This is a genomic window from Dactylosporangium sp. CA-052675 (genome assembly GCF_050947935.1).
Lineage (GTDB): Bacteria > Actinomycetota > Actinomycetes > Mycobacteriales > Micromonosporaceae > Dactylosporangium.
Window position 1 is genome coordinate 5193243 of the sequence record NZ_CP192010.1, and the last position, 25960, is coordinate 5219202.

Below are 25960 nucleotides of genomic sequence, written 5' to 3' on the forward strand. Positions count from 1 at the left end.
GGGGGGAATGTGCCATGGCGGTCTGTGTGACGTGCGGCAACGACTACTACATGACGTTCGAGGTGCGGACGGTCGGCGGGGGGTCGTACACGTTCGACTCGTTCGAGTGCGCGATCCAGAAGCTGGCGCCGGTGTGTGAGCACTGCGGGACGCGGATCGTCGGGCACGGCGCGGAGGTGTCCGGGAAGTTCTACTGCTGTGCGCACTGTGCGCGTACGGCGGACGCGTCGGCCGGTTTCGAGCTGCGCGACGCGGTGGGGGCCTACCCCGGCTGATCGCGTTGCCCCGGTGATCTTTGCCCGTGCGCGACATGATTGGGTAACCCGCAGGCAATGTGCGGAGCCCTCGTGCGCGTGAAGGAGCAGCTGTGGTCGTCCTGGGAATCGACATCGGCGGATCGGGCATCAAGGGGGCCCCGGTCGACCTGACCACGGGGGCGTTCACGAACGACCGGGTCCGGATCGAGACGCCGCAGCCGGCCGACGTCGCGAGCGTGGTGAAGACGGTCGCGGCGGTCGCGGGTTCGTTCGAGGCCGCGCAGAGCGTCGGGATCACGTTCCCGGCGGTCGTGCAGCACGGGGTGACCAAGACGGCGGCGAACGTGGACAAGTCGTGGGTCGACGCGCCCGCCGAGCAGCTGTTCTCGGAGGCGCTGGGCCGGCCCGTGACGGTGCTCAACGACGCCGACGCGGCCGGGGTGGCCGAGCTGGAGTACGGCGCGGGCCGCGGGGTGCCCGGTCTGGTGGTGATGGTCACGTTCGGCACCGGGATCGGCACGGCGCTGTTCATCGACGGCACCCTGGTGCCGAACACGGAGTTCGGGCACCTGCAGATGAGCGGGCTGCACCTGCACGGCGGCGACGCGGAGGACTACGCGTCGGACCGCATCCGCGAGCAGGAGGATCTCGCCTGGCCGGAGTTCGCCGAGCGGGTGCAGACGTACCTGCGGCACCTGCACGCCCTGCTGTGGCCGGATCTGATCATCGTCGGCGGCGGGGTGAGCAAGAAGGCCGAGAAGTGGCTGCACCTGGTCGACGTGCCGACGCGGGTGGTGCCGGCGGCGCTGCAGAACAACGCGGGCATCGCGGGCGCGGCGCTGCTGGCGGCCCGCAACGCCGGGATCGCCTGATCGCCGGCGCGCCGGACGGTCCCCCGCCGGCCGCCTCCGGGGGACCGTCCGCTGTGCGCCCCGACCGGCCCGGCTGACCGAATTGTCGGCAGATGGCGGGTTGGCGGCGGCTTGGGTGCGCGGGTGAGGCACCATTGCTGGCATGGGTGACTCGCCCGCGCCGCTGCGTGCCGAGGACCCGGCCTCGGTCGGGTCCTACCGGCTGCGCGGCCTGCTGGGCGTCGGCGGGATGGGCACCGTCTACCTGGCCGAGGGGGCCGACGGGCGCAAGGTCGCGCTCAAGGTCATCAACGCGGCGTTCTACCACGATCCGATGTTCCGGCACCGCTTCGCCGCCGAGGCCGCGGCCGCCTCGCGGGTCGCCGGGTTCTGCACGGCCCGGGTGCTCGACGTGGCGCTGGACGGGCCGGTGCCGCACATCGTGACCGAATACGTGCAGGGGCCGTCGCTGCACGACTACGCGACCGTGCACGGGCCGCTCGCGGGGCAGGTGGAGGCCGTCGCCGTCGGGGTGGCGGCCGCGCTGACCGCCATCCACGCCGTCGGGCTCGTGCACGCCGATCTGAGCCCGCGCAACGTGCTGCTGTCCCCGTTCGGGCCGAAGGTCATCGACTTCGGGGTGGCGCGGCTGCTGGGGCACGGCGCGGCGCACCAGCCGAACTTCGGCACGCCGGGCTGGCTGGCGCCGGAGCAGGAGCGCGGGTGGCCGCCGAGCCAGGCCAGCGACGTGTACGCGTGGGGCCTGCTCGTCGCCTGGGCCGGCACGGGCACCATGCCGCAGGGCGGCTCGCAGCCCGCGCTCGCCGGGCTGGACGCGTCGCTGGCCACGATGGTGCGCCGGGCGCTGCGCGAGGATCCCGCCGCGCGGCCCACCGCCCGGCAGGTGCTGCTCGCGCTGGTCGGGCAGGACGATCCGGCCGCGGCGCAGGTGGCCGCGACGGTGCGCGCGTCCGGCTCGGCGCGGCCGTCGCCCTCGCCCACGGTCGCGTCCGGCTCGGCGCGGCCCTCGCCCACGGCCGCGTTCGCGAAGGGCGCCGCGGCGGTGCACCGGCCCACGCAGCAGCTGCGGACGGGGACCCGCCGGCTCGCGCCGCCGCTGCCGCCGCCCCTCCGCCGCCGCGGCGGCGGCCGCGCCGGGCCGGGCGGGCCGTCGCGACCGGGATCGGGCTCGTGGCGCTGCTGGCGTGCCTGCTCGGCGGGCTCAAGCTGGCCGAGTCGGCCGGGCGGGGCGGGGCGGGCGCCCAGGCGGGCGGGCCCACGAGGTCCCCGACGCCGTCGCCCTCGCCGACGCCGAAGCGCAGCCCGGTCGCGTCCGACGGCCGGATGCGGTTCACCCTGGCCGGGTTCGCGTGCGGCAAGAAGGAGCTCGGGGACTGGCCGCTGACCCGCAAGCCCGGCGGGCAGTACTGCCTGGCCGACCTCAAGGTCGAGAACACCGGCGACAGCAAGGGCCGCATCTGGGTCGGCAACCAGAAGCTGCGCGACAGCGACGGCAAGGAGTACGGCCCCGACGAGTTCTCGTGGGTGTACTACGACAAGTCCCGGCCGCTGTTCGGCGAGATCGGTCCCGGGGACTCGGTCACCGGCACGCTCGTGTTCGACGTGCCCGACGGGCTGACGTTCACCGAGCTGCGGGTGCGCTCGGGGCTCGTGGGCGGCGACAGCAGCGCGATCAAGCTGCGCTGAGCCGCACCGGCCCGCACCGGCCGGCCGCGACGCGGCGTGCGTGGACGCGCAGCGTCGTGCGCCGTGACCAACGGCGGACGGTGAGGCCACGGGAGTAACGGTCCGGACCCCGGCGGACGCCGCGGTAGCTCTGGGAAATCTGCCCTCGGAAGACGGCCCCAGCGGTGGGAGCGGGCCGTGAGAGCGCTCCATGGGAGCGGTCCCGAGCGGATCGTGCCGGGATTGCCGGCGAGTCCGCGTTCACATCGACGGTGGTCCCGAGCAAACACCATGGACAGCCGCTTGGCAAGGGTTGCCGCAACGTTAAGTTTCGTTACCACCGTGTTATTGACACCACTGTCCGCGATCCGATTTAGTGTGCCGGAACCGGTTGCGGAACCGGTTCCAGAACACGCTCTCTTGCCAGAAAGCGCTCTCACCGGAAGGATCGCGGCGTGCCGATCACCATCGCCGATGTGGCGGCGCGAGCGGGGGTCAGCAAGACCACCGTCTCGCGTGTGCTCAACGGCAAAGGAGAGGTCGACGAGGCGACCGCGGCACGGGTACGCACGGTCATCGACGAGCTGGGCTACGTGCCCAGCGCGCGGGCGGTCAACCTGGCCCGGGGGCACACCCGGGTGATCGGGATGCTCGTCCCCTCGCTGACGTGGCCGTGGATGGGTGAGGTCGTGCAGGGCGCGGTCGACGTCGTGGAGTCGGAGGGATACGGGTTGCTGCTGTTCACGTGCAACCGCGGTGCCGAGTCCATGCGGCAGTTCTCCGCGCAGGTCTCCGGCAAGTCGTTCGACGGCCTGCTGGCCATCGAGCCCGAGGGCACCCTGGACTACCTCGCCGACCTGTATGCGGGCGGCCTGCCGGTGGTCCTCATCGACGACCGCGGCGACAAGCCGCTCATGCCGTCGGTGGCCACCACCAACCGGGCCGGCGGCTCGCTCGCCGCCCGGCACCTCGTCGAGATCGGCCGGCGACGCCCCCTCGTCATCACCGGCTCCGAGAAGTTCGGCTGCACGCAGGACCGGCTCGGCGGCTTCGCGGACGTCTTCGCCGCGGCCGGCGCGCCCATCGACCCCCGCCTCGTCGTGGAGGGGGACTTCACCTACGAGTGCGGCATCGTGTCGGTCCAGCGGGCCCTCGCCGAGGGCATCGAGTTCGACGCGGTGTTCGCGCACAACGACCTGTCGGCCTCCGGTGCCCTCCAGGCGCTGCGGCTGGCGGGCAAGGCGGTGCCGCAGGACGTCGCCCTCGTCGGGTTCGACGACATCCTGCACGCCTCCCACACCGAGCCGCCGCTGACCACCGTCCGCCAGCCCATGCGCCAGATGGGCGAGATGGCGGCCCGCCGGCTCATCGCGCATTTCGACGGCACGCCGCTCACGGCCGAGCCGAACATCCTGTCCACCACGCTCGTCGTGCGCGGCTCGACCGTCGCGGCGCAGCCCGAACGCACCACCTGACGCCTCAACGCCGCACGGGCGGCGCCGACCGAACCGCACGGCGCCGTCGTCATACCGCGAATTGTTCCTGTCCGCCCCACCTGTCGATCCAGGTACCAAAGGAGACACCCCCGTGTTGACCAGACGCTCCGTACTGCTCGGCATGGCCGGTCTGCTGGCCACGTCGACCACCTTGGCCGCGTGCGGCGATTCGCCGAACGAGAACAAAGGCGACGGTGCCAAGACGACGGTCCTGACCGTCGGCATGCCCAACGGCCCGCTGACCGAGAACGAGAACCCGTTCCTGACCACCTCGGCCGGGGCCAAGGACGGCTACCGCTGGGTGATCTACGAGCCGCTGATGATGTGGAACCCGGTCAAGCCGGCCGACCCGATGAAGGCGTGGCTGGCCACCAAGGCGGAGTGGAACAAGGACTACACCTCGGTCGTGCTGAACATCCGTGACAACGCCACCTGGTCCGACGGCGAGAAGCTCACGGCCGACGACGTCGTGTTCACCTACAAGCTGGTGCGCGACAACGAGGCGCTCAACTCCGGTGGTGTGCCGATCGCGGACGCGACCGCCAGCGGCTCCGACGTGACCATCACGTTCAAGTCGTCGCAGTTCGTCAGCCAGCAGAAGGCGATCGCCCAGATCCCGATCGTGCCCAAGCACATCTGGGAGAAGGTGGCCGACCCGAAGACCGAGGCCAACAAGAACCCGATCGGCTCCGGGCCGTACACGCTGAAGTCCTTCACCCCGCAGACCACGACCCTCGTGGCCCGCGACAAGGGCTACTGGCAGACGCTGCCGCAGGTCAAGGAGCTGCGGTACACGTCCTACAACGACAACAACGCGCAGACCACGGCCCTGGCCAACGGCGAGTGCGAGTGGAGCTTCGTCTTCATCCCCAACGTGAAGACGGTCTTCATCGACAAGGACGCGGCCAGCCACAAGATCTGGGCCCCGCCGGTCCTGGGCATCCACGGCCTCTACATCAACACCACCAAGGCGCCGTTCGACGACCCGAAGCTGCGCGTCGCGATGGGCATGGTCATCAACCGCGACGACATCTTCAACACCGCCGAGGCCGGCTACTTCCACCCGCTGGTCAAGAGCGTGACGGGTCTGCCGTCGCCCGCCGGTGACGCCTACATCTCCGACGAGTACAAGGGCAAGGACTACAAGGTCGACGTCGAGGGCGCCAAGGCGCTGCTCGCGAGCGCCGGCTACAAGCTCGAGGGCACCACGCTGAAGGACAAGTCCGGCAAGCCGGTCACCCTGACGCTCACCGACCCGGCCGGTTGGTCGGACTACCAGACGTCGCTGGAGATCGTGAAGGCCAACCTGGCCCAGATCGGCATCGCGGCCACGATCGACAAGGCCAACCAGGACGCCTGGTTCAAGAACATCGAGGCCGGCCAGTTCGACGCGGCGTTCCGCTGGACCGACGGTGGCTCGACCCCGTACGACATCTACCGCACGGTGATGGACGGCGACCAGCTCAAGCCGATCGGCACCGCGTCCCCGGCCGCGAACTTCGGCCGCTTCAACAACCCGGAGGCGACCGCCGCGCTGCGTGCCTACGCCGCCGCCACCGACGACGCGGCCCGCAAGACCGCGCTCGCCACGCTGCAGAAGATCTTCGTCGAGCAGGCCCCGATGATCCCGGTCGGTGCCGACAACATCGGCGCGGCGTACAGCGCCAAGAACTGGACGGGCTGGCCGGACGACGCCAACCCGTACGGTGCCGCGCAGCCGACTCAGGCCAACGCCCTGGACGTCATCCTGCACCTCAAGCCGGCCGGCTCCTGACGACCGGATCGTACTGACACCGCTCCCCGGGCGGCCCTTGCGCGGGTCGCCCGGGGAGCGGTATCCCATGACGAACACCCCGAGACAGGATCGACGGCAATGACGTTGAGCGAGAGCCCGGCGGCGCCAATCGGCGAGGTGGTGCTGGAGGCCGAGGGCCTGACCAAGCATTTCCCCGTCCGGCGGAAGCTGAGCGACATCATCACCGGCAAGCGGGCGGTCGTCCACGCCGTGGACGACGTGTCCCTCACCCTGCGCCGAGGCAGGGTCACCGCACTGGTCGGCGAGTCCGGCTCCGGCAAGTCCACGGTCGCCCGGCTGTTCGCGCAGCTCTACCCGCGCACCGGCGGCGACCTCCGCCTGCACGGGCAGACGACCCGGGTGCACGGCGGGCGCCGGTTCCGCGAGTACGTCAGCCGGGTGCAGCTCATCTTCCAGGACCCGTTCGGCTCGCTCAACCCGGTGCACACGGTGCGCTACCACCTCACCCGGGCGCTGAAGATCCACGGCAACGCGGGCAAGACCCCCGAGGAGCTCGAGGCGGCCCTCGCCGCGCTGCTGACCCGGGTGTCGCTGACCCCGCCCGAGCGCTACGTCGACAAGTTCCCGCACGAGCTCTCCGGCGGCCAGCGCCAGCGCGTCGCGATCGCCCGCGCCCTGGGCGCCGACCCGGAGGCCCTGCTCGCCGACGAGCCGGTGTCGATGCTCGACGTGTCGATCCGCCTCGGCATCCTGAACCTCCTGCGCGACCTCAAGGAGCGGCTCAACCTCGCCATCCTCTACATCACGCACGACATCGCCTCGGCGCGGTACTTCGCCGACGAGACGATGGTGATGTACGCCGGGCGCATGGTCGAGGGCGGCGACAGCGAGTCGGTCACGCAGAACCCCGCGCACCCGTACACGCGGCTGCTCATCGACTCCGCCCCGGACCCGGACCGCATCGCCGGCGTGGCCGACGCGTCCGCCGAGGACCGCGGCAACGGCGAGCCGCCCAGCCTGATCCGGCCCCCGGCCGGCTGCCGGTTCCACCCGCGCTGCCCGCACGCGATGCGTCGCTGCACCGTCGAGCTCCCGCCCCGTCTCGAGGTCGGTGAGCCCGGGCACTGGGCCGCCTGCTGGCTCTACGACGCGGACACCGTCGCCAAGGAGGGCGTCGGCTCGGCCGCCGATCCGTCGATCCCCACGCCGCCGGCGCATCACCAGCCGGAGGAGGCACGATGAAATTCCTGCTGCAACGCCTCGCCTTCTACCTGTTCACGGCCTGGGCCGCGATCACCATCAACTTCTTCATCCCGCGGATGATCCCGGGCGACCCGATCAGCTCGTTCCTGGCCCGCAACCAGGGCGCGGTGTCGTCGGACTCGATCCACTCCCTCGAGGTGCTCTTCGGGCTCGACAAGCAGCAGAGCCTGTGGCAGCAGTACCTCGACTACTGGAAGCAGCTGTTCCACGGCGACCTCGGCCTGTCGTTCACGTTCTTCCCGTCGACGGTCAGCGAGGTCATCAGCTCCAGCCTGCCGTGGACGATCGGCCTCGTCGGCATCACCACGATCCTGAGCTTCCTCATCGGCACGACGCTGGGCATCGGCGCCGGCTGGCGGCGCGGCACCTGGATCGACGGGCTGCTGCCGGCCACGACGTTCCTGTCGTCCATCCCGTACTTCTGGCTCGGCCTGGTGTTCATCGCGCTGTTCACCGGCAACGGCAGCTACTTCCCGTCCTCCGGCGGCTACACGCCCGGCCTGGTGCCCTACTGGGACGGCACGTTCATCGGCTCGGCGATCAACCACAGCGTCCTGCCGGCGTGCACGATCCTGCTGTCCTCCATGAGCGGCTGGATCCTCGGCATGCGCAACATGATGGTGACCGTCTCGGCCGAGGACTACATCACCGTCGCCCACGCCAAGGGCCTCTCCGAGCGGCGGGTCGCGTTCAGCTACGCCGCCCGCAACGCGCTGCTGCCCAACATCTCGGCGTTCGCGCTGTCGCTGGGCTTCATCGTCGGCGGCACCCTGCTGGTGGAGATCGTCTTCTCCTACCCGGGCGTGGGCTTCCAGCTCTTTCAGGCCGTCGGCGCGCACGACTACCCGCTGATGCAGGGCATCTTCCTGGTCATCACCATCTCGGTGCTGGTCGCCAACCTGCTCGCGGACGTGGCCTACACGCTGCTCGACCCGCGCACCCGAAAGGCAGGCTGAGATGACCGTCACCCCCTCGAGCATCGAGCAGGTCATCCCCGGGCAGGGCGCCATGGCCCAGCCCGACGCCGCGCCGAGCGGCAAGAAGGCCAAGCGCAAGCGGTTCCGGTTCGTCGCCAACGGCAAGGCCGCGACCGGCCTGGTCATCCTGGCCATCTACGTGCTGTTCGCGATCATCGGCCCGTGGGTCGCCCCGTACGACCCGGACAAGATCACCTCGGACGCGATCCAGGCGCCGTCGGCCCAGCACTGGTTCGGCACCACGCACCTCGGCCAGGACATCTTCAGCCAGATCCTGGCCGGCACCCGCAGCGTCGTGTTCGTCGGCGCGGTCGCCGGGATCGTCGCCACGATCCTGTCGATCCTCGTCGGCGTCACCGCCGGCTACCTCGGCGGCATCGCCGACGAGATCCTCTCGGTGCTGTCCAACGTCTTCCTGGTCATCCCCGGCCTGCTGCTGGTCATCATCATCTGCACCTCGCTGCCGAAGGTGAACGACCTGACCGTCGCGCTGGTGATCGGCCTGACCAGCTGGTCGTGGGGCTCACGGGTCCTACGGGCCCAGACGCTGTCGCTGCGCCGGCGCGACTACGTCGACGCGGCCCGGGCCACCGGCGAGAAGACCTGGCGGATCATCTTCTTCGAGATCCTGCCCAACCTGACCGCGATCATCGCCTCCGGGTTCGTCGGCACCGTCATCTTCGCGGTGCTCTCGGAGATCACGCTCGCGTTCATCGGCATCTCCTCGGTGTCGTCGTGGAACTGGGGCACCATCCTGTTCTGGGCCCAGGGCCAGCAGGCCCTCGCCCAGGGCGCCTGGTGGTGGTTCGTCCCCGCGGGCCTCGCCATCGCCATCCTGGGCACCGCGCTGAGCCTGGTGAACTTCGGCATCGACGAGTTCGTCAGCCCGCGGCTGCGCACCTCGGGCGCGGGCGGCAACAAGGGCCCGAACGGCGAGAAGGTCCGGATGCAGGTCGGCTTCACGCCCGTGCTGCGCCCGGTCGAGCCGGCGTCGAAGATCGAGATGGACGGTGCCAAGCGATGACCCAGGTCCTCACCAAGCCGCTGCTGGAGATCAAGAACCTCAACGTCGACTACGGCCTCGGCTCCGACGCGGTCCGCGCGGTCCGCGACGTCGACCTCACCATCCACCGCGGCGAGGTCGTCGGCCTCGCGGGGGAGAGCGGCAGCGGCAAGTCGACGCTGGCCTACGGCGTGACCCGGCTGCTGCCCCCGCCCGGCGTGGTCTCCGGCGGCGCCGTGATCTACCACCCGGAGCGGGGCGAGCCGTACGACGTGCTCAGCCTCAGCCACAAGGAGCTGCGCAAGTACCGCTGGGCCGAGACGTCGATCGTGTTCCAGGGCGCGATGAACTCGCTCAACCCGGTGCACAAGATCGACGTGCAGATGATGGACGCGATCAAGGCCCACGAGCCGGGGCTGTCCAAGGCCGCGCGGCTGGACCGGGCCAAGGAGATGCTGCGGCTCGTCGGCATCGCCGAGGACCGCCTCGACGCCTACCCGCACCAGCTCTCCGGCGGCATGCGCCAGCGCGTCATGATCGGCATGGCGCTCGCGCTGCAGCCGCAGCTGGTCATCATGGACGAGCCGACGACCGCCCTCGACGTGGTCATGCAGCGGCAGATCCTCGGCCAGCTCGTCGAGCTGCGCGAACGGCTGGGCTTCTCGGTGCTGTTCATCACCCACGACCTGTCGCTGCTGGTCGAGTTCAGCGACCGGATCGCCATCATGTACGGCGGGCGGATCGTCGAGGAGGCGCCGTCCGCGGACATCTACCGGGAGCCGCTGCACCCGTACAGCGGCGGCCTGCTGCGCTCGTTCCCCGCCCTGCGCGGCGAGCGGCGCGAGCTGGCCGGCATCCCCGGCTCCCCGCCCGACCTGCGCGGCATGCCCAGCGGCTGCGCGTTCCACCCGCGCTGCCCGAAGCGCTTCGAGCCGTGCGACACGGTGATTCCCGTCCTGGGCAAGCCCGACGACCACGTCGGACCGGCCCGCACGGTCGCCTGCCACCTGCACCCGGTCACCGCCGGGTAGCAGCAGGCCGACCGACTCCAACCAAGCCTGAACAACCCCAGGAGAACCATGGACACGACCGCAGCACCCCTCGATCGAGCCAACCCGATCGCCACGCTTCCGCCCTCGTTCCGCTGGGGCGTGGCGACCTCGGCCTACCAGATCGAGGGCGCGGTCGACGAGGGCGGGCGCACCCGGTCCATCTGGGACACGTTCTGCGAGGTGCCCGACGCGATCGCCAAGGGCGACACCGGCGAGGTCGCCTGCGACCACTACCACCGGATGCCGCAGGACGTGGCGCTCATCCGCGACCTGGGGGTCGACCTGTACCGCTTCTCCGTGGCCTGGCCGCGCGTGCAGCCGCGCGGCCGGGGCCCGGTGAACCCCGAGGGCATCGGCTTCTACGACCGGCTCACCGACGAGCTGCTGGCCAACGGCGTCGAGCCGTGGGTCACCCTGTACCACTGGGACCTGCCGCAGGAGCTCGAGGACGCGGGCGGCTGGCCCAACCGCGACACCGCGTACCGCTTCGCCGACTACAGCATGATGGTCTTCGACGCGCTGCAGGACCGGATCACCACCTGGACGACCCTCAACGAGCCGTGGTGCTCGGCGATGCTCGGCTACGCCTACGGCGACCACGCCCCGGGCCGGCGGGACTTCGCGGCGGCCATGTCGGCGGTCCACCACCTGCTGCTCGGCCACGGCCTCGCGACCCAGCGCATGCGGGAGGCCTCCGACGGCCGCCACCAGTTCGGGATCACCCTGAACATGGGCGTCTCGACGCCGCAGACGGACTCCGCGGCCGACCGGGACGCGGCCCGCCGCGCCGACGCCCTCGGCACCCGCATCTACCTCGACCCGCTCGTGCACGGCCGCTACCCGGCCGACCTCGTCGAGGACCTGGCCCAGCGCGGGATCACCCTGCCGGTCCAGGACGGCGACCTCGAGGCGATCAAGGCCCCGCTGGACGTGCTCGGCGTGAACTACTACTTCTCCGAGACCCTCTCCGGCGTCGACGAGGACGGCAACGCCACCGACGTCGACGGGCTGCCGGTGCGGCGGGTCATCCCGACCGGCCGGCCGATCACCGCGATGGGCTGGGAGATCGTCCCCGAGGGCTTCACCCAGCTGCTCGTGCGGCTCTACACCGACTACCGGCTGCCGATCTACGTGACCGAGAACGGCTCCGCGTTCGACGACGAGCCGGACGAGACCGGGTTCGTCGACGACGCCGACCGCGTCGCCTACTTCGACTCGCACATCGGCGCCGTCGCGCTCGCGCGGCAGCAGGGGGCCGACATCCGCGGGTACTTCGCGTGGTCGCTCATGGACAACTTCGAGTGGGCGTACGGCTACGACAAGCGGTTCGGGATCGTCCGCGTCGACTACGACACCCAGGAGCGCACGCCGAAGCGGTCGGCGCACTGGTACCGCGACATGATCAAGGCCCTGCGCGCCTGACGTATTCCCTGGTAGCCCCGTCCTGTGCGAACATGTGTTCGTGTCGGACGGGGCTACGATCCTGCACGCCGATCTCGACGCCTTCTACGCGTCCGTCGAGCAGCGTGACGACCCCCGCCTGCGCGGCCGCCCGGTGATCGTCGGCGGCGGGGTCGTCCTCGCGTGCAGCTACGAGGCGAAGCGCCGCGGCGTGCGCACCGCGATGGGCGGCCGGCAGGCCCGCGCCCTGTGCCCCGAGGCGATCGTGGTGCCGCCCCGGATGCACGCGTATTCGGCCGCGTCCAAGGACGTCTTCGCGATCTTCCGCGACACCACCCCGGTCGTCGAGGGCCTGTCGATCGACGAGGCCTTCCTGGACGTCTCGGGCCTGTTCCGCATCGCCGGCGCCCCGCTCGGCATCGCCGCGCGGCTGCGGGAACGGGTGCGGGCCGAGGCCGGGCTCGCCATCACCGTCGGCGTCGCCCGCACGAAGTTCCTGGCCAAGGTGGCCAGCGGCGTCGCCAAGCCCGACGGGCTGCTGCTGGTGCCGCCCGCCGACGAGCTCACCTTCCTGCACCGGCTCCCCGTGGAGCGGCTGTGGGGCGTCGGCGCGGTCACCGCCGCCAAGCTGCACGCCCACCGCGTCACGACCGTCGGCCAGGTCGCCCGCCTCGGCGAGGCCACCCTCGTGTCGATGCTCGGCGAGGGGCAGGGCCGGCACCTGCACGCTCTGGCCCACAACCGTGACCCGCGCCCGGTCGTGACGGGCCGCCGCCGGCGCTCGATCGGCGCGCAGCGGGCCCTGGGCCGCGGCCCCCACCCGCACGCGTTCCAGCAGGCGGTCCTGGCCGAGCTCGCGGACCGGGTGACGCGCCGGATGCGCGCGGCCGGCCGGGCGGGCCGCACCGTGGTGCTGCGCCTGCGCTTCGCCGACTTCACGCGGGTGACGCGCTCGCGCACCCTGCCGCGCCCGACGTCGCACACGCAGACGATCCTGGACGCGGTGCTGGGCCTGCACGCCGCGGCGGTCTCGGACATCGCCAACCGGGGCCTGACGCTGGTCGGCATCGCCGTGTCGAACCTGGACGGCGACGGCGCGTCGCAGCTCGAGCTGCCCTTCGACGTGTCCTCGGGCGACTCCCTGGACTCGGCTCTGGACCAGGTCCGCGACCGCTTCGGCTCGGCCTCGGTGACCCGCGCGTCGCTGCTCGGCCGCCGCCAGGGCCCCACGGTGCCGCTGCTGCCGGACTGAGCGACCGGGTGCGTCCGGCGACCTGCCGCTCTAAGGTGCGTGGGTGGATCTCGCACGTCTCGGCACGCCGATCGGTCCGATGGTCCGGGTCCACGGCGGGTACGCCAACCGGATGTTCCGGCTCGACACCGACCAGGGGTCGTTCGCGGTGAAGGAGCTGAATCTCGCGGATCGCCGCCGGCCCTACCGCGCCGGGGACGTGTTCGGGTTCGAGCGGGCCGCCTTCGCCGCCGGCGTCCCGATGCCGGAGCCGATCGCGGCCGACGGCCGGACGCTGGTGCATCGGTGGGTCGAGGGCGAGCGGGTGCCCGAAGCGCCGGTGCCGGCGGCGTACGCGTTCGAGATCGGCGAGATCCTCGCGCGCATCCACGCGCTCGACGTCGCGTGGGCCGACGCCCCGGCCGAGGAGCCGCCGGCCCGGGACTGGCCCGAGCTCGCCGAGCGGGCGGCGGCGACCGGTCAGCCCTGGGCGGGCGAGCTCGCCGCCGAGGTCGAGACGTTCCTGGCGATCGCCCGCTTCGTCGACACGTGCGAGCGGCCGGGGCCGGTCGTGCTGACGCACCGGGACATCCAGCCGTGGAACCTGCTGGCCCGGGAGGGCCGGCCGGTGGTGCTCGACTGGGAGCTGTCGGGGATGCTCGACCTGTCCGGTGAGCTCGGCTCGACGGCGCTGAGCCTCGCGAAGGGGCCGGGCTTCGACGACGTCCGGCCCGCCGTCTTCGGCTCGGTCCTCGACGGCTACGTCGCCGGGGGCGGACCGCTGCCGCCCTGGGGTCCGAGCTGGTTCGCGTATCTGGTCGGCGGCTGGCTGGGGCACACGCGGTGGAACATCCTGCGCTGCCTCGCCGGCGTCGAGGCCGGTACCGGCCCGGAGCTCGCGCTGTCGCACGAGGCGGCGCGTGACGGCGTCCGCGGTCTCCCGGTCCTCTTCGGCCGGCTGCCGGAGCTGCGGCAGCTGCTCGCCCCTCCGCATCGCTGATCCTAGTGTCCTAGGATGCGCTACGCGCGAGCGGCGCCGCACCGGGTGTCGCTGGCCGCGTCACGACCATGCCGCGCGCCGGCGATTCGGTTTGCTGGCGGACGGCGCCACGGCGGCGTACCGGGCTCGTGCGGGCGTCCGGACCCCGACCTGGAGGGTGTCGGCCACCGCCATGCTGACCTGCGAAGATGGTCTAATCCTAGCATCCTAGGACGCCTTACACGACGTGGCTACGCCACGTCTGGAAAAGCCATACCTAGCCGCTGCGCGGCTGACTTAGGTTTTTGCGTTTCGCGCCGCCGGCTGCCTCAGCTGGTGGTGGGCGCGGGACTGGCCGATCGCGTGACCTGGCCCTGGCAGGCGACGACGGCGTCGAGGTGCCAGCCGAGGGTCTTGTCGGCGCGGAAGGTGAGCACGGCGACGGTCTGGGCCTTGGCGTCGAAGCCGATGTCGACGCGGTCGTCGCTGTCGAAGAGGCGGCGTTTGCCGGCGACGAGGCCGGGGTTGCGCGCGTTGGCCCAGGCCTCGGCGAGCTGGTCGGGGGTGCGGGTCTCGCGGGCGGTGGGCTCGGCGGTGGCCTGGGCGCCGGCGATCTGGGTGCAGTGCAGCTGGGCGGCGGGGTCGAAGCGGGCGGCGTCGCGGTTGCCGGCCCAGTTGACGTAGGTGATGAGCGCCGCGGCGGCGAGGGCGATGCCGAGGAGGCGCGGGATGGTGCGGCGCACGGTTCCAGCGTGCGCCGCAGTGCGGGTCTTCGGTGCCGGTTTCGGGGAAGGTCAGGTGGTGTGTTCCTTGCGCCACCAGTCGACGCCGGTGGCGGGGAGGGTGTCGATGGGGTCGTAGTACGGGTAGGTGCGGTCGAGCTGGGTGGCGTCGTCCTCGATGCTGGTGCGGTAGTTCTTGGTCCAGTAGCTGATGCCGCGTTCGCGGTCGTATTCGGTGACCATGTGGACCCAGCGTTTGCCGACGTAGGGGACGTCGCAGACGATGCGGGGGGTGGCGTATCCGGGCAGGTAGCCCATGATGTCGTGCTGGAGTTGCTGGGCCTGCCAGACGGCGACGCGCCAGTGTTCGGCGTTGGGGATCATGTCGCACATGTAGAAGTAGTAGGGCAGGATGCCGGCCTCGCCTTGCAGGGCGAAGCAGAGGTCGAGGAGGTCTTCGGCGGTGGCGTTGACGCCGCGGAGGAGGACGCCCTGGTTGCGTACGTCGCGGACGCCGACCTCGAGGGCGGTGTGGGCGGCGCGGGCGACGAGGGGGGTGAGGGATTGGGCGTGGTTGACGTGGGTGTGGATGGCGAGGTTGACGCCGCGGCGGGCGGCGGTGCGGGCGACGCGTTCGAGGCCTTCGACGACGGTGGGTTGCAGCCAGTGCTGGGGGAGGCCGGCGAGGGCTTTGGTGGCGAGGCGGATGTCGCGGATGGTGTCGATGGCGAGCAGGTGCATGAGGAACGTCTCGAGTTGGTGCCAGGGGAGGTTGGCGACGTCTCCGCCGGAGACGACGACGTCGCGGACGCCGGGGTGGGCGCGCAGGTAGTCGAGCATGGCGGTGTGGCGGTCGGCGGGTTTGCTGGCGAGTTTGAGTTTGGTGACGGTGGGGGTGTTGTTGCCGACGAGGTCCATGCGGGTGCAGTGGCCGCAGTATTGGGGGCAGGTGGGGAGGAGTTCGGCGAGGACTTTGGTGGGGTAGCGGTGGGTGAGGCCTTCGGCGACCCACATGTCGTGTTCGTGGAGGGAGTCGCGGGTGGCGTAGGGGTGTGAGGGGAAGTCGGGGTGGCGGTCGGTGGCGATGGGGAGCATGTAGCGGCGGATGGGGTCGTTGCGGAGGGTGTCGTCGGTGGGGGGTGTGTGGGGGCTCATCGTGTTGATCATTTGGGGTGGGATGAGCATGGACATGGTGGCGTGGTTGGTCTGGTCGGTGGCGAGGTCGTCGTAGAAGGTGTCGGTGACGGTGTCGCCGAGGACGGCCTTGAGCTGGGGGATGGTTTTGACGCAGTGGGCGCGTTGCCATTGGGCGTCTTCCCATTGGTCGCGGGTGACGTCGTGCCAGCCGGGGTAGCGGCGCCAGTCGGGCTCGGTGAGTGCGTGGCGCTGGTAGGCGTATGGCTGCACGGTCCGACTCCTCAAGGTTTTGTGTCCTAAGGGCAGATTAGCGGGAAATTCTTCGGCAAGCGATCCCTGGGGCGGAAGGTTTCTTGTCTGTCCAATGGTTGGCCGAGCTCGCGGTCCCGTGGCCCGACGCGGCTGTTGCTGCCGTATGCGGCGTCGCAGTTGCGGGCGGCGCAGCGGCGGAGGTGGCGTCGCATCTGGATGTGGGGTGCCGGGCGTCGTCGAAGGCGGTGTTGGTCGGGGTGGTGGAGCATGTCCTGTCGCCGACCGGCGCTTGAAAGATATCCTGTAGGCGGGTTACTGTGCCGGAAAATCTTCGGTCAGCGGTGGGGTGGTGCGGGAAGAATGAGTTCGCCGATCGGGTTGCATCGGGTGGTCGCACCGGCCGGGGTGCTGCCGCAGGCGGCGGAGCGCCTCGACGCCTCGGCGGCGGTCGGTGCCGACGAGGTGCGGGTGCGGGTCGAGCGGCTCAACCTCGACGCGGCGTCCTACCGGCAGCTCGCCGACGCCCACGGCGGTGACGGCGACGCGATCCGGGCCGCGGTGGCGGGGATCATCGCGGCGCGGGGCAAGATGCACAACCCGGTCACCGGCTCGGGTGGCATGCTCATCGGCACCGTCGAGGCGGTCGGCCCCGACTCGCCGCTCGGCCTGGCCGTCGGTGACCGGGTCGCGACCCTGGTCTCGCTGACCCTCACCCCGCTCGCCGTCACCGACGGGCTGCGCCGCTGGGACGGGCTCAGCGAGCAGGTGCCGTGCGACGGCCACGCGATCCTGTTCGCCCGGTCGGTCGCCGCGGTCCTGCCCGGCGACCTCGAGCCGGAGCTGGCGTTGGCGGTCCTCGACGTGTGCGGGGCGCCGGCGCTGGTCAGACGGCACCTGCGCGGCACGGTGCTGGTCCTCGGCGCGGCGGGGAAGTCCGGCAGCCTGGCCCTGGCCGCGGCCCGCGGGCACCGCACCGTCGGGGTCGTGCGCGACGAGCGGGAACGTGCCCTGCTGCAGCGTGCGGGTCTGGCGACGGAGGTCGTCGTCGCCGACGCCCGCGACGCCGTCACGCTCAGCGGCCTGGTCCAGGCGGATCTGACTGTCGTGTGCGTCGACGTGCCCGGCTGTGAGCATGCCGCGGTCCTGGCGACGAAGCCCGGCGGGACGGTCATCTTCTTCTCGATGGCGACGTCGTTCCCGGCGGCGGCGCTCGGTGCGGAGGGGCTCGCGGCGGATGTGACGATGCTCATCGGCAACGGGTATGTGCCGGGCCACGCCGAGTACGCCATCGGTCTGTTGCGTGACGACCCGGGTGTGCGGGCGGTCTTCGAGGCGCGGCTCGCGCCGCGGTTGGCAGACTGGGCGGCATGAGAACCCTCTACCGCGGTGGACGCGTCCACACCCCGGCCGATCCGTCCGCGACCGCGCTGCTCACCGACGGCGACCGGATCGCGTGGCTCGGCCCGGACGCCGACGCCCCGGCCGGCGCGGACCGGGTCGTGGACCTCGCCGGGGCCTTGGTGACGCCGGCGTTCGTCGACGCGCACGTGCACATCACCGCGACCGGTCTCACGTTGCAGGGCCTCGATCTGACGGGGGCGCGTTCGGCGGGTGACGTCCTGGACGCGGTCGCCGCGCACGCCGCGGCGCTGCCCGTGGACGCGGTCGTGATCGGGCACGGGTGGGACGAGTCGGGCTGGGCCGATCAGCGCACTCCGTCCGCGGGGGAGCTCGACCGGGCCGGGGGCGGGCGGGCGGTGTATCTGTCGCGGACGTGTGTGCACGCGGCGCTGGTGTCGACGGCGTTGCTCACCGCGGAGGCGAAGGCCGCGGCCGGGTACGACGAGGGCGGCTGGCTGCGCCGTGACGCCCACCACGTCGTGCGGGAGGCCGCGTACGCGTCGATCACCGCGGCGCAGACCCGCGCGGCGCAGGAGGCGGCGCTGCGGCACGCGGCGTCGCTGGGGATCGCCGCGGTCCACGAGTGCGGCGGGCCCGGCACGTCCGGGGAGGCCGATTTCACCGCCGCGCTCGGGCACGGCCCGGCGTTCCCGCGGGTGTTCGGGCTGTGGGGCGAGGCGGGTGCGGCGGCGAAGGCGCGGGAGCTCGGGGCGCGGGGCGCCGCCGGGGACCTGTACGCCGACGGTGCCCTCGGTGCCCGCACCGCGCACCTGCACGACGCGTACCTCGACGACGGCGACGCCGGGTGCGGCCACGGGTATCTGGGTGCCGAGCAGGTCGGTGAGCATCTGGTCGGGTGTGCCGTGCACGGGGTGCAGGGCGGTTTCCACGCGATCGGCGACGCGGCGATCGGCACGGTGCTGGACGGGTTCGGGTATGCGGCGGCGCGGGTGGGTGTCGAGCGGCTGCGGGCCGGGCGGCACCGCATCGAGCATGCGGAGCTGCTGGACAAGGCGGCGATCGCGAAGTTCGTCGAGTACGGCATTGTCGCGTCGGTGCAGCCGGCGTTCGACCGGTTGTGGGGCGGCGAGACCGGCATGTACGCGCGGCGGCTCGGGGCGGTGCGGTCGCTGGCGGCGAATCCGATCGGGTCGATGGCCGGGGTCGGGGTGCTGCTGGCGTTCGGGTCGGACAGCCCGGTGACGCCGCTGGACCCGTGGGGGTCGTGCCGGGCGGCGATGCGCCACCACAACCCGGTGCAGCGGATCGGGGCGAAGGCGGCGTTCGCGGCGCACACCCGCGGCGGGTGGCGGGCGGTCGGTGTCGACGACGAGGGTGTCCTGAACCCGGGCGGGACGGCGACGTTCACGGTGTGGGACACGACGAAGACCCTGACCGGGGTGCTGACCGGCGACGACACGCCCGCGGCGCGTATGACGGTGCTGGCCGGCACCGGCATCTGGACGGCCTGAGCAGAAGGAGACGGCGGTGGCAGGGAAACTGGGCCTCGACCCGGCGGTGGTCGCGCGGGCGCGGGCGCTGGCGGCTGAGGCGGGGCGGCCTGTCGTGGACCTCGCCCGGACCCATACCACCGTCGCCGTGGAACGGGCCACGCTGCGGCTGGCCGGGGTCGAGGGGGCCGACCCCGACGGCATCCCGTGGGTGAACCGGCTCGTCGATGCGGTCGTCGCGGACATCGGCCTCGGGCACGGGGTGCTGGGGCCGGTGTTCGACGCGCTCATCGGCGACGGGCACGCCGATGTGACGCTGCTGGCGCAGAAGGCCGCGGCCGGCAGTGTCCGGTTCACGGTGCCGTCGACGCGGCGGGCGCGCCGGCCGGCGACGGCCGCGGTCCGGCGGGGGATCGCCCGGATCGACCGGCGCCGCCGGGAACGGGAGCGGCTCATCGCCCGGCTGGGTGATCCGCCCCGCCGGCCGTGGATCTATCTGATCGTGGCGACCGGTGACATCTACGAGGACATCCCGCAGGCGCAGGCCGCGGCCCGGGCCGGTGCGGACGTGATCGCGGTGATCCGGTCGACGGGGCAGTCGCTGCTGGACTACGTGCCGGAGGGCGCGACCCGGGAGGGGTTCGCGGGGACGTACGCGACGCAGGAGAACTTCCGGCTGATGCGCGCCGCCCTGGACGAGACGTCACGGGAGGTGGGCCGGTATGTGCGGCTGACGAACTACGCGTCGGGGCTGTGCATGCCGGAGATCGCCGCGCTGGCCGGGCTCGAGCGGCTCGACATGATGCTCAACGACTCGATGTACGGGATTTTGTTCCGGGACATCAACCCGATCCGGACGTTCGTGGATCAGCGGTTTTCGCGGCAGATCCACGCCCGGGCGGGGATTGTGATCAACACCGGTGAGGACAATTACCTGACGACCGCCGACGCGGTCGACGCCGCGCACACCGTCACGGTGTCGCAGCTGCTCAACGAGTATTTCGCGCGGGAGGCCGGGCTGCAGACGTGGCAGCTGGGGCTGGGGCACGCGTTCGAGATCAACCCGGATCTGCCCGAGTCGTTCCGGCTGGAGCTCGCGCACGCGTTGCTGGCGCGGGAGTTGTTCCCGGGGGCGCCGCTGAAGTGGATGCCGCCGACGCGGCACATGACCGGCGACGTGTTCCGGGGCAACCTCCTCGACGGGTTCTTCAATCTCGCCGGGGCGCTGACCGGGCAGGGGATTCTGCTGGTGGGGATGATGACGGAGGCGGTCGTGACGCCGTGGCTGTCCGACCGGGACATCGCGCTGCAGAACGTTCACTACGTGCTGCGCGCGGCCGGGAACCTGCACGAGGATTTCGTTCCCGGCCCGTTCATTCAGGACCGGGCGGCGACGGTACTGGCTGAAGCGGTCGAGCTGCTGGAGCGGATCGGCGGGCAGGGGCTGCTCGACGCGATCGGCGAGGGCACGTTCGGGATCATGCGCCGGCCCGCCGACCGTGGTAAGGGTCTGGACGGGGTCGCCCGGCGGGCCGCGGACTACTGGAACCCCACCGAGGCGCTGCTCACCGGGAGGCCGTGATGCACGAGGTCGTCCGCCCGTACGGCGACACCACCGGCGACGGGATGATCCAGATGTCGTTCACGTTGCCGTTGCCGGCCGGCAAACGCGGCGAGGGGGCGGCGCTGCAGCTGGCGGGGAAGATGGGGGTCGATCCGGCGATGGTCGTGCACGCCCGGCCGATCGGCGAGCAGCACACGTTCTTCGTCGTCTACGGGCGGGTCAACCATCTCGTGGAGCCGGGGAAGGTCGTCGTCGCCGAACGCGACTATCCGCTGCTGTCGCCGAAGGACGTCAACGCCGTCGTCCGGGCCCGGCTGCGGCGCAAGCTCGTCGTCGTCGGGGCGTGTATCGGCACGGACGCGCACACCGTCGGCATCGACGCGATCCTGAACGTGAAGGGCATCGCCGGGGAGAAGGGCCTGGAGTACTACCGGGAGCTGCGGGTCGTGAACCTCGGTGCGCAGGTGTCGGTGCCGGACCTCGTCGCCGCGGCCGTGGCGGAGAAGGCCGACGCGGTCCTGGTGTCGCAGGTCGTCACCCAGCGCGATGCCCATTTGCACAACGTGCGGGCGATGTCCGCCGCGTTCCGGGAGGCGTTCCCGGCGGCGCGGCGGCCGCTGCTCGTCGCCGGCGGCCCGAGGTTCGACGAGCTGGCGTCGGCCGAGCTCGGCGTCGACCGGATCTTCGGCCGCGGGACCACGCCCCGCGAGGTCGCCTCGTATCTCGCCCACTCGATCGGGAGCCGCTGATGGACACGCTCGCCGGGACGACCGTGGTGCACCGCCGGTATGTGCCGTACGCGCATGCCCACTACGGCGGGAACCTCGTGGACGGCGCCTACAGTCTGGGCCTGTTCGGCGACGCCGCGACGGAGCTGTGCATCCGTACGGACGGCGACGAGGGCCTGTTCGCCGGGTATGCGGCGGTGACGTTCCACGCGCCGGTCCGCGCCGGTGACGTCGTGGAGGTGACCGCGACCGTGACCCGGCAGGGCAACCGGTCCCGGACGGTCGCGTTCACGTGCCACGTGACGTGCCGGGCCGACCCGGGCCGGGGCCCGTCGGCGGCGGCGGTCCTCGACCCGCCGATCCTGGCGGTGTCGGCGACCGGGACCGTCGTCGTGCCGTGAGGGTCGCGTGCGTCGATGTCGGGTCGACGGACACGAAACTCGCCGTCGTCGATACCCGGGCCGGGGTGCTGGTGTGCAGCGCGACGCATCCGACGACCTTCGGCGGTGACGTGCTCGACGGCGTTGACGCGCTGCTGGCGGGGGCGGGGCCGGTCGGGCACGTGTACTGCTGCTCGTCGGCGGGTGGCGGGCTGCGGCTCGGGGTCGTGGGGTTCGAGGCGCTGGTGTCGGCGGACGCCGCGTACCGGGTGGCGTTGTCGGCCGGGGCGCGGGTCGTGCACACCACGACGGGGCTGCTGACGGCCGCGGATGTGCGGGCGTTGCGGGCGGCGCGGCCCGATGTGCTGCTGTTGTGCGGCGGGACCGACGGTGGTGACGCCGACACGGTCGTGGGTAACGCGCGGCGGCTCGCGGGGTCCCGGTGGCGGGTGCCGGTCGTCGTGGCCGGGAACGCCGACGCCCAGCCGGAGGTGATGGCGCTGCTGGCCGGGCGGCCGGCCGTCGCGGCCGGCAACGTGCTGCCGCGGATCGGGGTGACGGCCCCGGACTCGGCCCGGGCCGCGATCCGGGACCTGTTCATCCGGCATGTCATCGGCGGGAAGCGGCTGTCGCGGGGGGCCCGGTTCGGGCGGCTCGTGTCGGCGGCCACCCCGGACGCGGTCCTCACCGGTGTCGGGGTCCTGGCCCGGGCCGTCGGTGGTGATCTGCTCGTCGTGGATGTGGGCGGGGCGACCACCGACGTGTATTCGGCGCTGGAGCCCGGTGAGGCGCCTCAGGACGCGGTGGCCGGGGTGTCGTGGCATCTGCGGACCGTCGAGGGTGATCTGGGGGTGCGGTGGAACGTGGACGGTATCCGGGCGGCGGCCGCGCGGGAGCGGCTCAGCGCCGGTGACGGCCCGCTGGGGCTGGCGGCGGCGGCCGTGACGGTCGCGGTGCGGCGTCACTCGCGGGCGGGACGCGACCTGCGACACGTGTCGACGGTCGTGGCGTCCGGTGGCGTGTTCCGGCATGCTGAACCCGGTGCCGCTGTGGCGGCCCTCGCCCCGGCGCTGCACGACCATGCCGGTGGGTGGGCGTTGCCGCGGGCGCCGCGCACGACCGTCGACACCGCCTACGTTCTGGCCGCCGCGGGGCTCATCGCCGCCGATCATCCCGACGCGGCCCTCACGCTCTGTGCCGGACTCGTACGGTGACCGGCCGGCGACAGCCGGTCAGCGTCCGGGTGAACCGGCACCGACACGCCAACACGACACGCCGCCCGGGTGAAATCCATCCGCCGGGGCGGTTGACAGCGCCCCCGAGCGTGCGCGTACCGTCTTTGCGTCCTACTTCGGGAAGGATGACCGCGGTTCGCTACTCTGCAACGCCCAACAGGCCGGACGTCCTCGTCAACCGACGAGACGACCCCGAGCACAGCGGGCGGGGGTCGGCGGGGGCCGCGAACGGGCATCCACCGGTGTCAGGGCAGGGGGGTCACGCGACCAGTAGACAACGGCACGCGCACGGGCAGCCAGCTTCGTGCCGAGCCGGAACGAAGGCCGCGCACGAACGTCACTGCCGCACCGGCCGGACACAGGGCCTGGGAGCGCGGGGCGCGACTACTACGGTCGCGCCCCCATTTCAGTTCGCGTCCAGGCAAGCGCAGGGTCCGCGGCCCGATGTCACCATCTCCGGGCCCGGCTCGACCGGCCGGGTCGGTCCGGGCCCGGAGCCGCGGCCCGGTCCCGCCCGGCGGTGTGTGCGGGACATCACCGGCCGGTCACGCCCCGCACATCGCCGGCGGGGCGGCCCGGCCGGCGCAGGGGCCCCGACCCCGCGATTCCACGTTCGGGCGACTTACCCCGCATAATGGGCGCCGCAAGCAAGACGTTCGGACGACCCGGGGATGGCGCAGGTGACGTTGGTCGAACCAGACGCGGCCGCCGCGCCCGCGGCACCTGACGCGCCGCGGCCCGGGCCGGGTCCCGTCCTGCCGGCGTGGGCGGCGCTGCTCGCCGCGGCCGTCGCCGGCGGGGCGATGCTCGTCGCGTTCCCGCCGTACGGGCTGTGGTGGGCGGCCCCCGCCGCCGTCGCGCTGCTCGCGATCGCCGTGCACGGGCGGCGGCTGCGGGGCGGGTTCTGGCTCGGCGCCGTCACCGGGGCGGTGTTCTTCACCCCGCTGCTGTCGTGGACGAACCTGCACACCGGCATGGTCCCGTGGCTGCTGCTGTCGGTGCTCGAGACCCTGTATCTCGGGCTCGTCGGCGCCGCCGGGGCGTGGATCAGCCCGCTGCTGCGCCGCCACGGCGGGTGGGCGTGGCCGGTCGCGGTCGGCGCGCTGTGGGTGGCGCAGGAGGCGCTGCGGGACCGGACCCCGTTCGGCGGGTTCCCGTGGGGGCGCCTCGCGTTCAGCCAGGACACGTCGCCGCTGCTGCGGCTCGCCGCGGTCGGCGGGGCGCCGCTGGTGTCGTTCGCCGTCGCGCTCATCGGCGGGCTCGGCGCCTACGCGGTCCTGCGCGGCGTCGGCGCCGGGACCGACGCCCGCCGGGCCGTGGCCCCCCTGGCCGCGGTCGTGGCCGGGTTGGCGGTGGCCGGGGCGGCCGCGGCGGTACCGCTGGGACATCCCGGCGGCGCATCCGTCTACGTGGCCGTGGTGCAGGGCAACGTGCCCCGGCTCGGGCTCGACTTCAACGCCCAGCGGCGGGCGGTCCTCGACAACCACGTGCGGGCCACGATCGCCCTCGGCGACACGGTGAAGGCCGGCGCGCGCCGGCCCGACCTCGTCGTGTGGCCCGAGAACGCCAGCGACATCGACCCGCTGCGGCAGGCCGACGCCGGGCTGCTCATCGACCAGGCCGCGAACGCCGTCGGCGCGCCGATCCTCGTCGGGGCCGTCCTCTACAGCCCGCAGACCGGCGTCGAGAACGCCGGGCTCGTGTTCAACCCGGGCCGCAGCCCCGGCGACCCCGTCCAGAAGTACGTCAAACGCCACCCGGTGCCGTTCGCCGAGACCATCCCGCTGCGCGGCATCGCCCGGATGGTGTCGGAGGAGGTCGACCGGGTCACCGACATGACGGCGGGCACGAAGCCCGGTGTCCTGACCGTCGGGCCGGCCACCGTCGGGGACGTCATCTGCTTCGAGGTCGCCTACGACGGGCTCGTCCGCGACACCGTCACCGGCGGCGGGCAGATCCTCGCCGTGCAGACGAACAACGCCACGTTCAACGAGTCCGAGGCGCGCCAGCAGCTGGCCATGGTGCGGCTGCGGGCCGTCGAGCACGGCCGTGACGCGCTCATGGCCTCCACCGTCGGCATCTCCGCGTTCGCCGGCCACACCGGCGCCACCAGCGCCGAAACCGAGTTCGACAAGCCGGCGGTCATCCTCGCCGAGCTGCACCTGGGCACAGAACGTACGCTTGCAACAAGGCTGGGAGCGATCCCCGAATACGTGATCGCCGCCCTCGCCACGGCACTGCTCGCCGCCGCCTGGATCGGGCGGAGGCGCCGCACCACGGTTACCGACATCACCCACACTGCCGAGCCAGGCATCAAGGAGGACCTGTGAGCACACCCGACCGAGGCGTGAACCAATACCCCGGAGTCGGCAGGGTCCTCGTCATCATCCCCACCTACAACGAGGCCGACAACATCCGGATCATCGTCGACCGGGTCCGTAAGGCCACCCCGGCCGTCGACATCCTCATCGCCGACGACAACAGCCCCGACGGCACCGGCGACATCGCCGACGAGCTCGCCGCCGCCGACCCGGCCGTGCACGTCATGCACCGGGCCGGCAAGCAGGGCCTCGGCGCCGCGTACATCGCCGGGTTCACCTGGGGCACCGAACGCGGCTACGACGCCGTCGTGGAGATGGACGCCGACGGCTCCCACGCCCCCGAGGAACTGCCGAAGCTCCTCGACGCGCTCGCCGACAACGACGTGGTCCTCGGCTCGCGGTACGTCAAGGGCGGCAAGACCGTCAACTGGCCGTTCCACCGGCAGGCGATCTCCCGCACCGGCAACGTGTACGTGCGGATGGCGCTCGGCATGCACCTGCGTGACGCGACCGGCGGCTACCGGGCGTACCGGACCCCGGTCCTGGGCAAGATCGAGCTGGACACGATCGCGTCGCACGGGTACTGCTTCCAGGTCGACCTGGCGTGGCGCTCCGTCAAGGACGGGTTCCGGGTCGCCGAGGTGCCGATCACGTTCACCGAACGCGAACGGGGCCAGTCGAAGATGAGCTCCTCCATCGTTCGTGAGGCACTGTGGAAGGTGACCGTGTGGGGCACCGCCGCACGTTGGAACGCGCTCAAGCGGGCCGTCGCCGGCAACGGGCCGGCCAAGGACGGCCAGGGGCGCTGAGGAGGGGA

The 25960-nt window shown here is 72.1% G+C and carries 23 protein-coding genes; 21 read left to right on the plus strand and 2 right to left on the minus strand.

The genetic code is table 11. The features are described from left to right. Positions 1 to 14 precede the first annotated feature (14 nt). The 13 genes from ACQP1P_RS23955 (at position 15) to ACQP1P_RS24015 (ending at position 13973) form a co-directional block, all read left to right on the plus strand. Positions 15 to 275: a Prokaryotic metallothionein gene (locus ACQP1P_RS23955; protein WP_433089646.1), complete on the plus strand. Its 261-nt coding sequence runs from the start codon at positions 15 to 17 to the stop codon at positions 273 to 275. Positions 276 to 367: 92 nt separating this feature from the next. Beyond that, positions 368 to 1129, plus strand: a complete 762-nt coding sequence (gene ppgK / locus ACQP1P_RS23960) for a polyphosphate--glucose phosphotransferase (protein ID WP_433089648.1) — start codon at positions 368 to 370, stop codon at positions 1127 to 1129. A 142-nt stretch (positions 1130 to 1271) separates the two neighbouring features. Beyond that, positions 1272 to 2513, plus strand: a complete 1242-nt coding sequence (locus ACQP1P_RS23965; protein ID WP_433089650.1) for a serine/threonine-protein kinase — start codon at positions 1272 to 1274, stop codon at positions 2511 to 2513. Beyond that, complete coding sequence (locus tag ACQP1P_RS23970) at positions 2453 to 2815, plus strand: DUF4352 domain-containing protein (RefSeq protein WP_433089652.1); 363 nt, start codon at positions 2453 to 2455, stop codon at positions 2813 to 2815. Before ACQP1P_RS23965 ends, ACQP1P_RS23970 begins: the two co-directional genes overlap by 61 nt. 434 nt (positions 2816 to 3249) lie before the next feature. Next, positions 3250 to 4269: a LacI family DNA-binding transcriptional regulator gene (locus tag ACQP1P_RS23975; RefSeq protein ID WP_433089653.1), complete on the plus strand. Its 1020-nt coding sequence runs from the start codon at positions 3250 to 3252 to the stop codon at positions 4267 to 4269. A gap of 142 nt (positions 4270 to 4411) precedes the next feature. Beyond that, positions 4412 to 6064 carry an ABC transporter substrate-binding protein gene (locus tag ACQP1P_RS23980; protein ID WP_433090100.1) on the plus strand — a complete coding sequence of 551 codons (1653 nt, stop codon included), beginning with the start codon at positions 4412 to 4414 and terminating at the stop codon, positions 6062 to 6064. A gap of 99 nt (positions 6065 to 6163) precedes the next feature. After that, positions 6164 to 7288, plus strand: coding sequence for an ABC transporter ATP-binding protein (locus ACQP1P_RS23985; protein ID WP_433089655.1), 1125 nt, complete (start codon positions 6164 to 6166; stop codon positions 7286 to 7288). Continuing rightward, positions 7285 to 8265 (plus strand): ABC transporter permease, encoded by a 981-nt coding sequence (locus tag ACQP1P_RS23990; RefSeq protein ID WP_433089657.1) that lies wholly within the window; start codon positions 7285 to 7287, stop codon positions 8263 to 8265. Before ACQP1P_RS23985 ends, ACQP1P_RS23990 begins: the two co-directional genes overlap by 4 nt. A gap of 1 nt (position 8266) precedes the next feature. Beyond that, a complete protein-coding gene (locus ACQP1P_RS23995; protein WP_433089659.1) occupies positions 8267 to 9310 on the plus strand; it encodes an ABC transporter permease in 1044 nt (347 codons plus the stop codon). Then, complete coding sequence (locus ACQP1P_RS24000; protein WP_433089660.1) at positions 9307 to 10320, plus strand: ABC transporter ATP-binding protein; 1014 nt, start codon at positions 9307 to 9309, stop codon at positions 10318 to 10320. Before ACQP1P_RS23995 ends, ACQP1P_RS24000 begins: the two co-directional genes overlap by 4 nt. 48 nt (positions 10321 to 10368) lie before the next feature. Next, the gene (locus ACQP1P_RS24005; RefSeq protein ID WP_433089661.1) at positions 10369 to 11763 is read left to right on the plus strand and encodes a GH1 family beta-glucosidase; all 1395 of its coding nucleotides are present in this window, start codon (positions 10369 to 10371) and stop codon (positions 11761 to 11763) included. Between the two features lie 40 nt (positions 11764 to 11803). Then, entirely contained in the window at positions 11804 to 12994 is a 1191-nt protein-coding gene (gene dinB, locus ACQP1P_RS24010) for a DNA polymerase IV (RefSeq protein ID WP_433089662.1), read from the plus strand. A 43-nt stretch (positions 12995 to 13037) separates the two neighbouring features. After that, positions 13038 to 13973, plus strand: coding sequence for a phosphotransferase family protein (locus ACQP1P_RS24015; RefSeq protein WP_433089664.1), 936 nt, complete (start codon positions 13038 to 13040; stop codon positions 13971 to 13973). 308 nt (positions 13974 to 14281) lie between these two features. On the opposite strand, the gene ACQP1P_RS24020 is transcribed toward ACQP1P_RS24015, so the two are convergent. Next, positions 14282 to 14695 carry a hypothetical protein gene (locus ACQP1P_RS24020; protein ID WP_433089666.1) on the minus strand — a complete coding sequence of 138 codons (414 nt, stop codon included), beginning with the start codon at positions 14693 to 14695 and terminating at the stop codon, positions 14282 to 14284. Positions 14696 to 14746: 51 nt separating this feature from the next. Further along, positions 14747 to 16117 carry a KamA family radical SAM protein gene (locus ACQP1P_RS24025; RefSeq protein ID WP_433090102.1) on the minus strand — a complete coding sequence of 457 codons (1371 nt, stop codon included), beginning with the start codon at positions 16115 to 16117 and terminating at the stop codon, positions 14747 to 14749. Between the two features lie 306 nt (positions 16118 to 16423). On the opposite strand from ACQP1P_RS24025, the gene ACQP1P_RS24030 reads away from it, so the two are divergent. The 8 genes from ACQP1P_RS24030 (at position 16424) to ACQP1P_RS24065 (ending at position 25952) form a co-directional block, all read left to right on the plus strand. After that, the gene (locus tag ACQP1P_RS24030) at positions 16424 to 17434 is read left to right on the plus strand and encodes an L-erythro-3,5-diaminohexanoate dehydrogenase (protein WP_433089668.1); all 1011 of its coding nucleotides are present in this window, start codon (positions 16424 to 16426) and stop codon (positions 17432 to 17434) included. After that, positions 17431 to 18936 (plus strand): amidohydrolase, encoded by a 1506-nt coding sequence (locus ACQP1P_RS24035; RefSeq protein WP_433089670.1) that lies wholly within the window; start codon positions 17431 to 17433, stop codon positions 18934 to 18936. Before ACQP1P_RS24030 ends, ACQP1P_RS24035 begins: the two co-directional genes overlap by 4 nt. A gap of 16 nt (positions 18937 to 18952) precedes the next feature. Next, on the plus strand, positions 18953 to 20497 hold the full coding sequence (locus ACQP1P_RS24040; RefSeq protein ID WP_433089672.1) for a lysine 5,6-aminomutase subunit alpha TIM-barrel domain-containing protein: 1545 nt from the start codon (positions 18953 to 18955) through the stop codon (positions 20495 to 20497). After that, entirely contained in the window at positions 20497 to 21228 is a 732-nt protein-coding gene (locus ACQP1P_RS24045) for an OAM dimerization domain-containing protein (protein ID WP_433089674.1), read from the plus strand. The genes ACQP1P_RS24040 and ACQP1P_RS24045 overlap by 1 nt, the downstream gene beginning before the upstream one ends. Continuing rightward, positions 21228 to 21608 carry a hotdog domain-containing protein gene (locus ACQP1P_RS24050; protein WP_433089676.1) on the plus strand — a complete coding sequence of 127 codons (381 nt, stop codon included), beginning with the start codon at positions 21228 to 21230 and terminating at the stop codon, positions 21606 to 21608. Before ACQP1P_RS24045 ends, ACQP1P_RS24050 begins: the two co-directional genes overlap by 1 nt. Beyond that, positions 21605 to 22801 carry a glutamate mutase L gene (locus ACQP1P_RS24055; protein WP_433089678.1) on the plus strand — a complete coding sequence of 399 codons (1197 nt, stop codon included), beginning with the start codon at positions 21605 to 21607 and terminating at the stop codon, positions 22799 to 22801. The genes ACQP1P_RS24050 and ACQP1P_RS24055 overlap by 4 nt, the downstream gene beginning before the upstream one ends. A 692-nt stretch (positions 22802 to 23493) precedes the next feature. Next, positions 23494 to 25152: an apolipoprotein N-acyltransferase gene (gene lnt, locus ACQP1P_RS24060; RefSeq protein ID WP_433089679.1), complete on the plus strand. Its 1659-nt coding sequence runs from the start codon at positions 23494 to 23496 to the stop codon at positions 25150 to 25152. Further along, positions 25149 to 25952, plus strand: a complete 804-nt coding sequence (locus ACQP1P_RS24065; protein ID WP_433089681.1) for a polyprenol monophosphomannose synthase — start codon at positions 25149 to 25151, stop codon at positions 25950 to 25952. The genes lnt and ACQP1P_RS24065 overlap by 4 nt, the downstream gene beginning before the upstream one ends. The last annotated feature ends 8 nt before the right edge of the window (positions 25953 to 25960 follow it).

What these genes read in the sequence shown, in the direction of transcription:
- ACQP1P_RS23955 (WP_433089646.1), top strand. Translation starts at nt 15, where the DNA reads ATGGCGGTCTGTGTGACGTGCGGCAACGACTACTACATGACGTTCGAG.
- ACQP1P_RS23965 (WP_433089650.1), top strand. Translation starts at nt 1,272, where the DNA reads ATGGGTGACTCGCCCGCGCCGCTGCGTGCCGAGGACCCGGCCTCGGTC.
- ACQP1P_RS23970 (WP_433089652.1), top strand. Translation starts at nt 2,453, where the DNA reads ATGCGGTTCACCCTGGCCGGGTTCGCGTGCGGCAAGAAGGAGCTCGGG.
- ACQP1P_RS23980 (WP_433090100.1), top strand. Translation starts at nt 4,412, where the DNA reads ATGGCCGGTCTGCTGGCCACGTCGACCACCTTGGCCGCGTGCGGCGAT.
- ACQP1P_RS23985 (WP_433089655.1), top strand. Translation starts at nt 6,164, where the DNA reads ATGACGTTGAGCGAGAGCCCGGCGGCGCCAATCGGCGAGGTGGTGCTG.
- ACQP1P_RS23990 (WP_433089657.1), top strand. Translation starts at nt 7,285, where the DNA reads ATGAAATTCCTGCTGCAACGCCTCGCCTTCTACCTGTTCACGGCCTGG.
- ACQP1P_RS23995 (WP_433089659.1), top strand. Translation starts at nt 8,267, where the DNA reads ATGACCGTCACCCCCTCGAGCATCGAGCAGGTCATCCCCGGGCAGGGC.
- ACQP1P_RS24000 (WP_433089660.1), top strand. Translation starts at nt 9,307, where the DNA reads ATGACCCAGGTCCTCACCAAGCCGCTGCTGGAGATCAAGAACCTCAAC.
- ACQP1P_RS24005 (WP_433089661.1), top strand. Translation starts at nt 10,369, where the DNA reads ATGGACACGACCGCAGCACCCCTCGATCGAGCCAACCCGATCGCCACG.
- ACQP1P_RS24030 (WP_433089668.1), top strand. Translation starts at nt 16,424, where the DNA reads ATGAGTTCGCCGATCGGGTTGCATCGGGTGGTCGCACCGGCCGGGGTG.
- ACQP1P_RS24035 (WP_433089670.1), top strand. Translation starts at nt 17,431, where the DNA reads ATGAGAACCCTCTACCGCGGTGGACGCGTCCACACCCCGGCCGATCCG.
- ACQP1P_RS24045 (WP_433089674.1), top strand. Translation starts at nt 20,497, where the DNA reads ATGCACGAGGTCGTCCGCCCGTACGGCGACACCACCGGCGACGGGATG.
- ACQP1P_RS24050 (WP_433089676.1), top strand. Translation starts at nt 21,228, where the DNA reads ATGGACACGCTCGCCGGGACGACCGTGGTGCACCGCCGGTATGTGCCG.
- lnt (WP_433089679.1), top strand. Translation starts at nt 23,494, where the DNA reads ATGGCGCAGGTGACGTTGGTCGAACCAGACGCGGCCGCCGCGCCCGCG.